Origin of the sequence: Candidatus Trichorickettsia mobilis (assembly GCF_963422225.1) — a bacterium.
GTDB lineage: Bacteria > Pseudomonadota > Alphaproteobacteria > Rickettsiales > Rickettsiaceae > Trichorickettsia > Trichorickettsia mobilis_B.
This window is the reverse complement of sequence record NZ_OY728607.1, coordinates 506446-520710: the sequence shown is the minus strand read 5'-3', so window position 1 is coordinate 520710 and position 14265 is coordinate 506446. Positions and strand designations below refer to the sequence as shown.

General features: G+C 35.6%; 17 protein-coding genes, 1 tRNA gene and 1 pseudogene. 16 read left to right on the top strand and 3 right to left on the bottom strand.

Annotation, left to right across the window (positions count from 1 at the left end; all coding sequences use genetic code 11):
- Positions 1-53: 53 nt before the first annotated feature.
- Genes ruvB through R2I74_RS02405 form a run of 5 tightly spaced genes read left to right on the top strand, consistent with a single transcriptional unit; the run spans position 54 to position 3491 of the window.
- A complete protein-coding gene (gene ruvB, locus R2I74_RS02425) occupies positions 54-1058 on the top strand; it encodes a Holliday junction branch migration DNA helicase RuvB (protein ID WP_316353619.1) in 1005 nt (334 codons plus the stop codon).
- Positions 1059-1092: 34 nt separating this feature from the next.
- Positions 1093-1509 carry a 6-pyruvoyl trahydropterin synthase family protein gene (locus tag R2I74_RS02420; RefSeq protein ID WP_316353616.1) on the top strand — a complete coding sequence of 139 codons (417 nt, stop codon included), beginning with the start codon at positions 1093-1095 and terminating at the stop codon, positions 1507-1509.
- Positions 1509-1826: a divalent-cation tolerance protein CutA gene (gene cutA, locus R2I74_RS02415; RefSeq protein ID WP_316353614.1), complete on the top strand. Its 318-nt coding sequence runs from the start codon at positions 1509-1511 to the stop codon at positions 1824-1826. The genes R2I74_RS02420 and cutA overlap by 1 nt, the downstream gene beginning before the upstream one ends.
- Positions 1823-3046: a dicarboxylate/amino acid:cation symporter gene (locus R2I74_RS02410; protein WP_316353610.1), complete on the top strand. Its 1224-nt coding sequence runs from the start codon at positions 1823-1825 to the stop codon at positions 3044-3046. Before cutA ends, R2I74_RS02410 begins: the two co-directional genes overlap by 4 nt.
- A 13-nt stretch (positions 3047-3059) precedes the next feature.
- Entirely contained in the window at positions 3060-3491 is a 432-nt protein-coding gene (locus R2I74_RS02405; RefSeq protein ID WP_316353607.1) for a universal stress protein, read from the top strand.
- A 285-nt stretch (positions 3492-3776) separates the two neighbouring features.
- Here the strand turns inward: R2I74_RS02405 and era are convergent, their stop codons facing one another.
- The gene (gene era, locus R2I74_RS02400) at positions 3777-4829 is read right to left on the bottom strand and encodes a GTPase Era (RefSeq protein WP_316353604.1); all 1053 of its coding nucleotides are present in this window, start codon (positions 4827-4829) and stop codon (positions 3777-3779) included.
- A 566-nt stretch (positions 4830-5395) separates the two neighbouring features.
- On the opposite strand from era, the gene R2I74_RS02395 reads away from it, so the two are divergent.
- Positions 5396-5524, top strand: coding sequence for a hypothetical protein (locus tag R2I74_RS02395; RefSeq protein ID WP_316353601.1), 129 nt, complete (start codon positions 5396-5398; stop codon positions 5522-5524).
- A gap of 140 nt (positions 5525-5664) precedes the next feature.
- On the opposite strand, the gene ftsA is transcribed toward R2I74_RS02395, so the two are convergent.
- Positions 5665-6903 (bottom strand): cell division protein FtsA, encoded by a 1239-nt coding sequence (gene ftsA / locus R2I74_RS02390; RefSeq protein WP_316353597.1) that lies wholly within the window; start codon positions 6901-6903, stop codon positions 5665-5667.
- 305 nt (positions 6904-7208) lie between these two features.
- Here ftsA and R2I74_RS02385 point away from each other — a divergent pair.
- The 10 genes and pseudogenes from R2I74_RS02385 (at position 7209) to R2I74_RS02345 (ending at position 13531) form a co-directional block, all read left to right on the top strand.
- Positions 7209-7298: transfer RNA gene (locus R2I74_RS02385), tRNA-Ser, on the top strand.
- A gap of 449 nt (positions 7299-7747) precedes the next feature.
- Positions 7748-8455, top strand: coding sequence for an alanyl-tRNA editing protein (locus R2I74_RS02380; protein WP_316353594.1), 708 nt, complete (start codon positions 7748-7750; stop codon positions 8453-8455).
- On the top strand, positions 8452-8913 hold the full coding sequence (locus R2I74_RS02375) for a hypothetical protein (protein WP_316353591.1): 462 nt from the start codon (positions 8452-8454) through the stop codon (positions 8911-8913). The genes R2I74_RS02380 and R2I74_RS02375 overlap by 4 nt, the downstream gene beginning before the upstream one ends.
- 30 nt (positions 8914-8943) lie before the next feature.
- Positions 8944-9222, top strand: coding sequence for a hypothetical protein (locus R2I74_RS02370; protein ID WP_316353589.1), 279 nt, complete (start codon positions 8944-8946; stop codon positions 9220-9222).
- On the top strand, positions 9219-9899 hold the full coding sequence (locus R2I74_RS02365; protein ID WP_316353586.1) for a GNAT family N-acetyltransferase: 681 nt from the start codon (positions 9219-9221) through the stop codon (positions 9897-9899). Before R2I74_RS02370 ends, R2I74_RS02365 begins: the two co-directional genes overlap by 4 nt.
- 336 nt (positions 9900-10235) lie before the next feature.
- Positions 10236-10568, top strand: a complete 333-nt coding sequence (locus R2I74_RS02360) for a hypothetical protein (RefSeq protein WP_316353583.1) — start codon at positions 10236-10238, stop codon at positions 10566-10568.
- Positions 10499-10759, top strand: coding sequence for a phosphotransferase family protein (locus R2I74_RS08160; protein WP_394355812.1), 261 nt, complete (start codon positions 10499-10501; stop codon positions 10757-10759). Before R2I74_RS02360 ends, R2I74_RS08160 begins: the two co-directional genes overlap by 70 nt.
- A gap of 192 nt (positions 10760-10951) precedes the next feature.
- Positions 10952-11968: pseudogene (locus tag R2I74_RS02355) on the top strand (IS481 family transposase).
- Positions 11969-12181: 213 nt separating this feature from the next.
- Positions 12182-13084: an Rpn family recombination-promoting nuclease/putative transposase gene (locus R2I74_RS02350; RefSeq protein ID WP_316353580.1), complete on the top strand. Its 903-nt coding sequence runs from the start codon at positions 12182-12184 to the stop codon at positions 13082-13084.
- A 150-nt stretch (positions 13085-13234) separates the two neighbouring features.
- Entirely contained in the window at positions 13235-13531 is a 297-nt protein-coding gene (locus tag R2I74_RS02345) for a ferritin-like domain-containing protein (protein WP_410520591.1), read from the top strand.
- 394 nt (positions 13532-13925) lie between these two features.
- Here the strand turns inward: R2I74_RS02345 and R2I74_RS02340 are convergent, their stop codons facing one another.
- On the bottom strand, positions 13926-14201 hold the full coding sequence (locus tag R2I74_RS02340) for an HU family DNA-binding protein (protein ID WP_316353576.1): 276 nt from the start codon (positions 14199-14201) through the stop codon (positions 13926-13928).
- Positions 14202-14265 lie beyond the last annotated feature (64 nt).

Sequence of the window (14265 nt, the reverse complement as noted above, 5' to 3'; positions counted from 1 at the left end):
TGACCTTCGTCTATTCAACTAAAACTCGTAATGGATTACGGAGTAACATACTAGTGTCTAATAATAATATTTTGTCGACAGAATCACAGCCAAATGATCAAGAATCATCTTTAAGACCTAGTTATTTAAAAGATTTTGTTGGGCAGCAAAAAATTAAAGAGAATTTATCAATATTTATTCAAGCAGCCAGGAGTCGTAAGGAATCATTAGATCATACTTTGTTTTATGGTCCTCCAGGTCTTGGTAAGACTACACTGGCCGCTATTATAGCTAAAGAAATGGGGGTTAATTTAAAATCAGTTTCTGGTCCTGCTCTATCCAAAGCTGCTGATTTAGCGGCAATATTAACCAATTTACAAGAAAATGATGTTTTGTTTATCGATGAAATTCATCGCTTAAATACTAATGTTGAAGAAATATTATATTCCGCAATGGAAGATTTTGCTTTAGATATCATTATTGGTGAAGGTACAACAGCTAGATCAGTAAGAATTAACTTGCCGCATTTTACTTTGGTAGGGGCGACCACAAGACTTGGTTTACTTAGTAGCCCATTGCGTGATCGATTTGGAATTCCTTTGCGGTTAAATTTTTACGAATTAAACGAATTAAAGCAGATCGTAGTTAGAGGTGGTTCACTATTAAATATTAATTTAGTTGATGATGGAGCTGCTGAGATTGCAAAACGTGCGCGAGGAACGCCTAGAATTGCATTAAGGCTATTGAAACGAATTTGTGATTTTGCGTTAGTAGATGGTGTTACTGAGGTTAATGCCATACTTGCAGATTCAGCATTAAATCGTTTAGAAGTAGATAAAGTTGGGTTAGATAGTAATGATTATCGCTATTTAAAATTTATTGCCATGCACTATGATGGTGGACCAGTAGGTATTGAAACTATTGCTGCGGCATTATCGGAACATCGAGATGCCATTGAAGAAACTATAGAACCATATTTAATGCAAATAGGCCTATTACAACGTACATCAAGAGGTAGGGTAATTACCTTAAGTGCTTTTCAGTATTTAGGAATCGATAAATCAATAATTACTGGTTAATTTTATTGCTAAAATCTTAATAATATTATACGATATGATAAGTTGTACTCGCAGAATAGAATTTGATGCCGGGCATCGAGTTATTGATCATCATAGTAAATGTAAATTTTTACATGGTCATCGTTATGTGTTGGAGGTGACTGCTCAGACAGAAGTACTAAATGATCTAGGGATGGTGGTAGATTTTAGCCTAATAAAAAATATAGTCAAAGGTTGGACTGATGATAATTTTGATCATAATGTAATTTTATCCAGCAAAGATAAAATTCTTGGTCAATCCATTGCTGAATATACCGGGCAAAAAATTTATTATTTAGCAAATAACCCAACAGCAGAAAACATTGCCTTGCATTTGAAAATGGAGGTGATGCCTAAATTGTTTACTGAGAGTAGTTTCCAAATAGTTAAGCTAAAATTATTTGAAACCCCAAATTGTTTTGTAGAGGTCTAATGGAACAGGTATGCATAATTCTAACTACTACTAACTTAAAAGAGATAGCGGAGCAACTAGCTCAAGAGTTAGTCCTCAGTGATTTAGCTGCCTGTGTGCAAATTGATGAAGTAAAAAGTATTTTTAAGTGGGATGGTAAGATAGATAATGAAAAAGAATTTCGATTAATGATTAAAGCCAAGTCAAGCAATTATCAACAAATAGAACAAGCAATTATCGCTATACATAATTATCAATTACCACAAATTATAAAATTTAATATTACTGACGGTTTTCAACCTTATTTAGATTGGGTAACTGGTACATTTAAAAAATGAGATATACTATGACATTAAAGCTCTGGCACAAAGTAATCTTAGGATTAATTCTGGGTATAGTATTCGGGTTAAGTGCTCCCGGATACGTTACTTATATTAAGCCAGTTGGTGATGTTTTTTTGCGGATGATTAAAATGGTAATTGTGCCATTAATTTTTTTTAGTTTAGTTTCTGGTATTACTAGTATGAGTGATCCAAGCTCTTTAGGTAGAGTGGGAATGAAGGCTGTAGTAGCATTTTGGGGTACAACTTTTTTTGCAGTGTTATTTGGTATTACTGTAGCGCTGGTAATTAAACCGGGCGAGGGGGTGCATATTGACTTTGGCGCAGTAGCTAATAATAATATTGAAGCAAAATCGTTTGATATTGTCAAAATGTTTATAAATATGGTGCCTGATAATGTTATGGGAGCATTTGCAGAAGGCAATGTATTGCAAGTAGTATTCTTTGCGATATTTACTGGTTTTACTATCAATACAATAGGAACAGGTGCTGAAAAAATTAAAGATTTGTGCCATGCTATTTCTAAAATGGTTCTAAGAATGATTTCCTGCATTATGCTATTATCTCCATATGGTGCTTTTGCGCTTACAGCTTGGGTAGTTGGTACACAAGGTATAGGGGTAATGATTAGCCTGTCGAAATTAGTAATGGCTGTAAGTATGGCTATGGTGTGTCAATATTTGATATTTGGAGTGTTGATATATGTTTGTTGCCGAATTTCACCGATGCCATTTTATAGAAAAAGTTTAGAATATCAGGTTGTAGCTTTCTCGACCTCAAGTAGTAAAGCAACGCTACCAACAACGATGCAAGTATGTAGAGAGCGTATGGGTGTATCTGAATCGAGTACATCTTTTGTATTGCCACTTGGAGCTTCTATCAATATGGATGGGTTTGCAATTAACCTTGGCTTATGCACTATATTCTTTGCTCAAATGATGGGTGTTACTTTAGCGCCACATGATTATGTGGTGATTGTGATTACAGCAACGCTTGGTTCTATAGGCGGCGCCGGTATTCCAGGGGCTTCGCTAATTATGTTACCAATGGTATTATCTTCAGTAAATTTACCAATAGAAGGTGTAGCTATTTTAGCAGGAATTGATAGAATATTAGATATGTTGCGTACCACGATTAATATTACAGGTGATGCCACCATTACCTTAATCGTTGATCATAGTGAGGGTACTTTAGATAAACAAAAATATTTCTCATAAAACTAGAGTATATATGTTCAAGAATATTATAATACCTATAGATTTAGCAGATAAACAATCAGTTAAAGCTATATTGCCAGTGGCAATTAATTTTGTGCAAGCTTTTGATGCAACATTAAATTTTATTCATATTATCCCAGATTTTGGTATGAAAGTTATAGAAGATTATTTGCCTAAAAATTGGAGCAAAGATCAAAAAAAGAAGTATGAGGAGCAAATTCAAGCATTAATTCAGCAATATCTTCCACAAGATATGAAGGTAAATTTTCGTGTTGATCGTGGAGCGGTTTATGATAAAGTCATTCAATATGCTAGTGAAATTAAAGCTGATTTAATTATTGTGTCTGCAGTTAGGCCTCAACTTAGAGATTATATGCTTGGACCAAATGCTTCTAAAATAGTAAGGCATGCTGGTGTTTCGGTATTGGTGGTGCGAGAAGATTAATCGAAAGTATTCGCGGAAACGGCGTCAAGTTAAGGAAAAGAGACGATACGAACCGTTATTGCGAGGTCACGTTAGTGAACCGTGGCAATCCGTTTATAAAAGGGTTGTCTTTCTGGATTGCTTCGGTTTACGCCTCGCAATGACGGTCTGTTAAATGGTCTCAAGCAAGACGTAGAAACGGGAGTTTCTGACCATTTTAATTGGCAACTTGCGTTAACTTGATAGCATATGGGTTCTAAACACTCTCGATTAAAAGGCTCCAATAGAGGCCTACTTTGCTTATTCTCACTTTTTCTCTTTGGTAAGCTTGAGTCCCATATAATTATAGAATTCCGGCATATTTTCCCATAATTCTCTAACTTTTACGAATAGAAATAAATGTACTTTAGTCTCAAAAGATTTTTCCATTTCTAAACGTGCCAAAGTGCCAATTTCTTTGATTTTTGTACCATTCTTTCCAAGAATCATAATTTTGTAATTTTCACGTGATACAACAATGATTTGTCGGATAGTGATTGCATTAGACCTCTTTTGGAACTCTACTCCTGTGGACAATTGCGTCGTCGCTCCTAGGCTCGAATCCTCACGTACTTTATGTACGCTGCGGTTCTCCGCTCCGTATGCTTCTAGCACTTGTTCCACAGGAGCGAGTTTCGAAAGAGGTTTACTATTATCTTCATTCCAGCTTTCAGTTTGGACGGTGAGGTTATACGGTAACTCCTCACGTAATGTTAAAAATAATTGTTCGCGAGTAATTTCTGAGGCCAAGAAACGCATAGGTTGAGTAGTGATATCATCTTGTTCATATAGCCATGGGGAAGGAGGGGCTATCATACATAAATGGTCTGTTAGTTCCTGCACCCCAGTTCCAGATAAAGCTGATATCTTAAAAATGTCCGGATTATAAAAATGTTCTTTTAAATAATCTTCATTTTGGGATTTTTGTTTCTCTTTTACATCTATTTTATTTAGAAGAAAAATCGGTTTGATGTTTAGTGAGCGTAATTTTTCAAAAATTCCAATCATTTTTTGATCGAATAGAGTTAAATTATCGATAATCAGCAATACCAGATCGGCGCCGTGAAGGCTAGACCAGGCGCATCTTACCATTGCTCGCTCAAGCTGCCTTGAGGGTTCAAATATACCTGGGGTATCAAACAGAATAAGTTGAGTATCTTTGATGGTTACAATACCAGTGATCATTGAACGGGTAGTTTGAACTTTTGGGGTGACTATAGAAATTTTATGCCCAATAATCTTATTCAGCAATGATGATTTACCAGCATTAGGTTTGCCGATAATACAAACAGAGATACTCTTTTGTGTCATTGGTGTCATGATTTATTATTATTCATTAATCTTACTATTCTGACAAAATTTCAGCTCAGGACAGCAAAAACCATGAATGTTCACAATGAATTTGTGGTGCCGGGAGCATAGAAACCATGACGACACTCATGCCCTGCTACCTTTGTGCCAAAGGCACTATCATATAATAGCAGGACTCCCGGCTCAAAGCAAGAGTCCGTGATAATGGTTAGGAACAAACCAGTGTCGTTATAGTATTTCTAAGGTACCGTGAATTTACAAAATAGCAAAATAGATATTAATAATCAAGGTAAATATATAGATTGTATTGAATAAATCTATAGGCTATCAATATAATTATATAAAGCGCTCGACTAAATAATTGTATTATAATATCTTTTTGTGAAAAGGCTAATCAATACAAGGTGTATTATGGGTTTATATAGACTAGATAAGTTAAGACATATTGATATTTCCGTTTTACTGTTCATTATACCAGCTATAGTGATGGCCAGTGGATTACCTGAAATTAGAAAAATTACACCACCGAAGCTAGAAATAGAAAATCTGGGTAAGGAATTGTTTGCCATCGTCCTATGCGTCATGGTTCTTCCAAGATGACATTAGAATTTGTTGATGGTAAGATAATAACACATAACTATGGCCATGGAGGAAGTGGTTGGACACTAGGATCAGGTTCAGCTGGTTATGTGAGTAATTTATAAATAACTGCGGATCTTAAATTCGATACTCCTATCACTATTCTCGTCTCCATTCCGCAACAAACAATAGAGACTGCTTAGGGTACTCGACTTCGTTTTTGTCTGAAAAATTCCTCTCTTATATCTACGTGTCAGACAGGCTCTTAGAGATTGGCCTTAAGCCACATTAAGGTTTTTTTAAACCAGCCACTATCTTCGTTAATATTATGAAGATCCAAAGAATTCTTTTGTTGCCTATGAGCGTGATGAGTAACCATACCGATAGCAGTTGCATACATTCCGAGGTTAGAGGTTTCAATTTCAGCTAGGCCATTAGGTTTACTGATACGTACTGGTCTTTCAAAAACAGTGCTTGCAAGTTCTCTAATTGATTTAAGTGCAGCACCGCCTCCGGCTAATACTATCCGTCGTGCAATTAAATGATCAACAGCTGCTTGATCACATTGCTGCTTAACCATAGATAAAATTTCTTCTATTCTTGGATTGATCACAGCAGTTAACTGACTCACGCTAATAACCATATTAGGATTATATTGATTATCAGGTTCAAATTCTTCGATGCGTAAAGGTATATCTGCTTCAAAAGGTGAGAGTAGGGCGCTACCATATAATATTTTTAGCTTTTCTGCCGTATTTATATTAACAGAGAATACTTTCGCTATATCATTGGTTATGTGCCAACTTCCTATAGTGATATAATTAGAATATATTAATTTATTAGCCAAAAAAATTCCAACAGCAGTAGTTTTTGCACCTATATCGATGATAATAGCTCCAAGGTTTTTTTCATCATTTGATAAGCAAGCAATGCCAGTGGCATATATTGATAAGATAATATTGCTCACTTCAATCTGACATTTAGCTAGGCAATTGGTCAGGTTAATTAATACGTTTGAGTTAGCGGTAATAATATGTAATCTACAACTTAATTCTTTACCAAACATTCCAATCGGATTTTCAACAATATGATGATCATCAATTAAAAATTCTACTGGAAAATAATGGATGATTTCCTGATCTTTAAACTTAAATTCTATTAACATTTTTTGTAATAGTTTTTTAATATCCTGGATGGTTATCTGTGATCCGGAGAGCTTAATTTTATGATTTGTATAATGTGATTTGGTACCCGTCCCTGATAATGAGATGGCTATTCGTCTAATATTTTTGTTACATTCTTTTTCGATGGCGTAAATAGCGTTAATAATGCTAGACTCAGCAGCCTGCAGGTCGGTAATAATTCCAGATTTAATACCAACGGCATGATGTAAATTATGACTTAATATTTTAATTTCACCTTTTTTATCAATATGCGCCGCTATAGCTGCAATTTTACTGCTGCCAAGATCAAGTGCTACAAAATTCAATAGTTTAGCTTTCATATCTGATATTATTGTGGATAAAATATTGAGTCAATTTATAGGAGTTTGCTTAAAGATTATGTATGTGTTAGGTATTTAATATAGATTAATTATACTTAACATTCAAGGAACTTCTATCAAAATTAAAGATCATGGGTAGTATTTCTAAGTATAAGGTACAAAAGAACTCAGTTAACCTTGTGCTTTGACCAGTTTTAAAAGCTTAACACTATTCAAGCGCCGACAAAATAAAGTTTATAACAGAAGCCTCTATGAAATTACTATTTTCCTTGCAAGATTTTGTAGAATCTGGTATGAATCCTCTTGGATAGGTGTCCGAGTGGTTTAAGGAACTAGTCTTGAAAACTGGCGTGCGGGCAACCGTACCGTGGGTTCGAATCCCACCCTATCCGCCAGTTTGCAGCGCTTGAACTTTTTCGGCGTCATTTTTTAAATTCCCAAACTGCCCTTAAACTTCAGTATTCATAGGCTTTAGCGCCTTTTAGTCATGCACCACATGCTGACGATGAGAATCACAAAATAGCCAATTTCACCGTAAAATCTCTTATTTTACTCTCTACATCAAAGTTACATGCGAACGTCAACCACGAAGATACGCATGTCCAAAACCCTTGATCTTACTGGTTTGTGAAGGTAGGCTTTTTAGAGCCTACCTTTTTTAGAGAACGAAATGGAGTAACAAACAGGATTCGAAATTAGAAAATCATTTGATTTTAGGATAATTACAGGATATTATTAAGATAAATAAAACTTAATATCCTTGTTTTAGGATATTATAGTCATACTTATCCTGTGAGTTTCATATAATAATACTGATATGTAACAACAAATTAAGGGTAAATATATGACTAAAAAACTATACCTTGAAGATACATATCAGTTTCATTTTGAAGGTTTGATTCAAGAAGCAGGAAAAGATGAAAAAGGCATTTTTATAATCCTTGATCAAACAACATTTTATCCGCAGGGAGGTGGTCAACCTTCCGATCATGGCATTATCAAAAACGATCATTTTGAAGCTAATGTCATTAAGGTAACACAGTTCAATAATGAAATAAAGCACTATATAACATCTACGACTAATGAAGTCCCGGTGGGCTCGAAAGTGTATTGCTTGGTAAACCAAGAGAGAAGGTTGATAAACGCTCGTTATCACACAGCAGGTCATTTACTTGGAAATGTCATAGAAATACTGTATCCAAAACTAAAGGCAATTAAAGGACATTCCTTTCCAGGCGAAGCTTATGTTGAGTTTCAAGGTGATGAGGCAATAAATGCAACGACACTCCAGAATGAAATAAACGAAGCAATCGCAAAAAATGACAAAACAAAGGTTTTTGAGATTGATCCCGAGTCATTTGAGCAACACTTTTATAAGTTGTCTTATAACATTCCTGAAAATAAGAAATTTCGGGCTATGCAAATAGGTGATATGTTGCCAGTACCTTGTGGTGGCACACATTTATCTTCTGTAGGTGAGATAAGACATGTGAACATTAGTAGGATCAAAGCTAAAAACAATTGCTTGCGTATTGCTTATGAGGTGACATGAAGCTTGTATCGCTTATTGATACCAACAATCAAAACGTTATCACGATTGATGCAGATAGCCTGGTATTGCGTCTTGAAATTGATGGTATTCCTAGAGAAACAAGGATTAAGCCTTTCATGGCATCTGTCTTATATCAACTGTTTCACAGGCACCCAAATCCACTTCTCTATGAAAAAATCATAGAAATTTTGAAAGAGTATGATCTGATCATTTCAGACCTTACCCGTATGCACCGTAAGCTCTCGGAAATCAAGCAGTTTGTTCAAAAATTATATCCAAGCTTAGGAAACCTTGTTCTCAATACTCGTGGTGTTGGATACAGTTTACCATTGCGATTTAAAAATCTGCATCAGATTGCTAGCACTCATGACAATACGAAATTTGCTAGCTCAAAGATTACTAAGGCTGTGCAGATGTTGGATGCTCTAATAAAAGATTCAATAGATATGACATCATAAAATAAGGTCATAAAACATGCTGGGGGGTATGTGATCAACCGTGGTTCTGTGCGGCATATTCTCGTAGAGAAAATCTCCACATTTAATGAATGTGAAAAAACTATCTTAAAAGAGATACGTGCACATGAAGCGGATTTTACGACCTTGCGCATCAACTACCTTCTTGCAAAGCTTAAAACTTACGTAGGCATGGTTCGTATTTCTGAATACCCCATCTCCGAAGCTCAATGGCTAGATTGGTTTAAACAAGAGGTTTGGATGCTATTTGAAGAACTTAAGAAACTAATTAGATTTGCAGAGAGTATATGAAAAAAGATTCATCTATATCAAAAGGCAAGTACCGCCATTATAAAGGTAACTTGTATGAAGTTATTGATGTTGCCAAGCACTCTGAAAGCCTGGAAGATATGGTTATTTATCGAACGCTTTATGGTGATTTTGGGATATGGGTTCGACCTCTTCAGATGTTTCTGGAGAATGTTGAAGTAAATGGCAATATCCAAAAAAGATTTGAGTTTATAGGGGATGAATTATCGAATGCAATCCATACGGATGTCTTAAAATCTAACCACAAACTTTTTGAAGCAACGTTAGATCAAGCAGAAATCCTCAATACAAAAATAGATAAATTCAATGCAGAACAACTATCGTTTGTTGGTAATGTTGAGCTTGAGAAAAATTATCTCATCAAAGATCAAAGAAATAATATTATTGCTGGCATCAAAGGATGTTTTTACCTCAGAGAATGCCTGTATATCAGCGTGCTTTTCATAGATGAGGATAAAAGAAAACAAGGTTTGGGTAGCATGTTACTATATGCCATGGAACAAGAAGCACGATCCATGAATATCAGACTTATTCACCTCGATACCTTTGATTTTCAAGCGAAAGATTTCTATCTGAAAGCGGGATACGAAGTTTTTGGCGTTTTGGATGATTGCCCAAAAGGTCATAAGCGTTATTATATGAGGAAAATTTTAGGGTAACTGATATGCTGATAAAACCTGATCTTGCAGATGAAGAAATCATCAGATGTTTACGGGATTGAGTATGGATTGAACGTGGATAAAATCTCCTTCCTTCCACTTGGTGCCGATCTTAATACGGTTGTCTACCTCGTTACAACAAGCAGCAAAGTGGATTACTTTCTAAAGTTACGACGCGAGGAATTTTTTGATGCTGTAGTAATGGTTCCAAAATATCTTACCAACCTGGGTCTCAAACAAGTAATCCCACCTCTAGCAACCAGGATAGGTCAGCTTTAGGCAAACTTGGCATCCTTTAAGGTGATTTTATATCCTTACATAGAGGGACATAATGGGATGGAAGTAAAGCTATCAGACCGGCAGTGGATTGAATTTGGCGCCACCATGAAAAAGTTTCACAGCACCGATATTCCTAGCACCATAACAAATGGTGTGCCACGAGAAATGTTCTCCTCTAAATGGCGCAAAACCTTCAAAGAATTTCTTAGACGCATTGAAGATGAGGTTTTTGGAGAACCTGTTGCAGCTAGAATGGCATTGTTCATGAAATCCAAAAGCATGGAAATACTTAAACTTGTTGAGCGCGCTGAAGAACTTGCATGCTTGCTGCAAAAAAGCCACTCGAGTATATTTTATGCCACACGGACATTCATGGATGGAACTTATTGATTGATAAAGATGGTGCGTTGTATGTAGTTGATTGGGATACACTAATATTTGCTCCCATCGAGCGCGACCTAATGTTCATTGGCACCAGTATTGGAGACAGCGGGCGTACCCGCTTGAGGAAGAGAATCTTTTTTATAGGGATACGGCCAATCAGAGATAAACCAGGATGCGACTTGCTATTATCGCTTTGAGCGTATTATTCAGGACATAGGTGAGTACTCTGAACAAATCTTTTTGTCGGATAAGGGCGGCGGTTGAAGAGCGGATACAATCGTTTGAATATCTGCACTCTAATTTCCTACCTGGTAGCACAATAGAGAGAGCGTATCAGTTGTGAGATTCACAGACATTGTTTCAATTTTTAGATGTGCTAAAATCCATGAATGGATAAATTACAAAAAACGCGTTTAGATTGGATTAAATTATATCAAGAAGTAAAAGACGCAGGGATTGTATGTAGCAGATGTGGCATTTCTCGACCTACTTTACGCAAATGGTTAAAACGTTATGCAGAAGAAGGTATAAAAGGATTAAAAGAGCTTAGTCGCAAGCCTCATTCTTCTCCTAAGAAAAGTATCAGATCAACAAGAAAAACTTTTGTCATCTATACGTAATGAATGTAAATTAGGGGTTAGAAGGGTACAAAGTGAGATTAAGAGATTGCATGATATTTCTCTATCACTAGCAACCATTCATAAAGTCTTTAAGAAGAATAATATACCGTACTTACAAAAGAAAAGGTATTATCGTAAACAAGCCAAAAGGTATAACTGCAAGCTTCCAGTGGAACGAGTGCAGATGGACGTTTGTAAAATTGTAAGTAGCTTATATCAATATACTGCTATAGATGATTGCACTAGATACAAAGTTCTAGCTTTATATAAACGACGAACTGCGATAAATACACTTGATTTTTAGAACAGGTTATGGAACGTATGCCCTTCCGAATACAACGCATTCAGACAGATAGGGGACAGGAGTTCTTTGTTTATGAAGTCCAAGAAAGATTAATGGAGTATGGGATTAAATTCAGGCCAATTAAGCCAGCTTCTCCACACCTTAATGGAAAGGTAGAACGCACCTAACGTACGGATCTTGATCAGTTCTATTCAAGTATTGACATCAAAAGTCCTAAGCTCAAAGAGGAATTAGAGTACTGGGAGCACTATTATAACTGGGATAGGCCTCATAGCTCTTTAGGATGGAAAACACCAAATGAAAAGTATGTGGAATTAATTTATCAAAACCCACTTTATGAAGAAGTGAATGAAAAATATGATCCTTCCAAAGAGCATATTTTGATCCATGGCTATAATAAGAATTTAGCAACAAAAATATTGAAATACACTATAAGCATACAAATTAAAAGTAATTTTAACGAGCTTGCTAGCGTGTTTTAGGTGCACTCACTCGCTAAAATTACTTTTATGCAATAGATCGTATACAACGTAAAATGCCAATTTTAAGTTCTGCTAAATAACTTCTACTATCTAGCTGAAAAGTTAAAGCTCAGATATACTGTAAATTAAAATTAATATCTCTTATTCACTAGTGTTTTAGTACGATTTATACTATAATTTAGCTCTATTTATATACAGCAAGAACAAGTTCCTATGAACAAAATTAGCCCTAGAGTCGACATCGCGTTCAAGAAAATCTTCGGCGTTGAGGAGAACAAGGATTTACTGATATCCTTGATTAATTCGATAGTAGGAACAGAAGATCAGGTATTGGATATTACTTTGCTTAATCCATATAATCCTAAAAACTTTAAAACTGATAAACTGTCAATACTAGACATTAAAGCTACCAATCAGAACGGCAAAAGATTCAACATTGAAATTCAGATTAGCGATGAAGCCGATTATGATAAAAGAGCATTATATTATTGGGCTAAAATATATACCGAGCAATTAAAGGTAGCTGAAGATTATTCCAAGCTTTCAAAAGCCATAGGTATTCATATACTTAATTTTACCTCTATACCTGAGGTAAAGAAGTATCATAATGTATTTCATATTACCGAGAAAGAAACCGGGTTGTTATATTTTAAAGATTTAGAGCTCCATACTATAGAACTTAAGAAATTTAGCGATAATTCCGATGAAGAACTAGCTGATATTGTCCTTAAGATAAAGAATGCACTGGACATGTGGTTGGCGTTCCTCACCAGAAACGACTTGCTCATTGCGGATAACTTACCCCAAGAATTAAATAATCCCGATCTCAAGAAAGCTATCAATGTACTTAATGTAATGAATTTTACTGCCGAAGAAAGAGAAGCTTATGAAGATCATCTTAAATGGCTTATGATAGAAGCTAATACTTTAAAAAAATATGAACAGAAAGGTAGGGAAGAAGGTAGAGCCGAAGGTAGGGAAGAAGGTAGGGAAGAAGGTAAGGCTGAACGAAATATAGAAATTGCTAAGAATTTATTATCTCAAAATATAGATATTAATACTATAGCTACCGCTACCGGTTTATCCACCGAAGAAATTATAAAACTTAAAGACTAAGAAGGTATTATGACCGATGAAGCCGTAGTAGAAGCACTTAAGATTATACTCGCTGATAATTATGCTCTGTATTGAAAAACTCAAAACTATCACTGGAATGTTGAGGGCTCAAATTTTAGAGAACTTCATTTATTATTCTAAGAGCAGTACATTGATCTTGCAAAAGCTATTGACACGGTGGCTGAACTCATTAGGGGCTTAGGTAAGAAAGCCCCGGCTACGTTTGATGCTTATATAAAAAATACTTCGATTAAATCCGGCGATGAAAATATTTCTGCGCAACAGATGATTGAAGAATTAGCGGCCGATCAGGCAGTAATCCAAAAAACTTTACAGCAAGAGCTTGAAATAGCTCAAAAAGCAGGAGATGAGGTAGTAGCCGATTTTATGATCGAGCGCTTAACATTTCACCGTAAAGCCGCATTGATGTTAAACAGCGGCATATAATATCATTTCTACGCATTGATGTCATTATGAGTTACCTCACGTAGACCAACAAAATCCCGTCTATTTTAAAGCGTTGCATGACTTATAATAGACTATTTACGTATGACTAAATGACTAAAAATTTCGTGTATATGGGTATTTGCGTGCCTCTACAAAAGAACAAGCTGCAACAAGAGCAAAAAAACGCCCTACTCCAATTTGCCGCTAATTCAAATCTAACTTGCTGCAATGGTGCAAGTAGCATCGGTTATCACCGGTAATACAACGATAGGTTTGACGTAATTCTGGATTTAACTGCTGTTCAATAGTAGCGAAGTAGCTATTAAGATCAAGTAGAGCCAGTTTAGTTTCAGCGTCTTATCCAATATGAATGCCACCTCATTTGACTCGGCTATTAAAGGTTACAAGCATCTTTTAATTTCTTGCCGGTTTTGAACTTTGGCTGTTTATAAGCCGGAATAGATAATGGTAAACCGGTGCTAGGATTACGTCCTTCTCTTGCTGCAACTTCAGCGACATAAAAATTACCGAAGCCTATTAACCCAACTTCCTGTCCTTCACTTAAAGCTCCAGTAATAGCATCGGTAAAAACATTGATTATTCTTTCAGCTTCAACTTTGGTACAATCTTGTCTATTTGCAATATAATCAATTAATTCAGCTTTATTCATGGTTACTCTTAATAATAATTAATAATTAAATATAAGGAGCATTTTATCTATGAAGTTAAAGCTT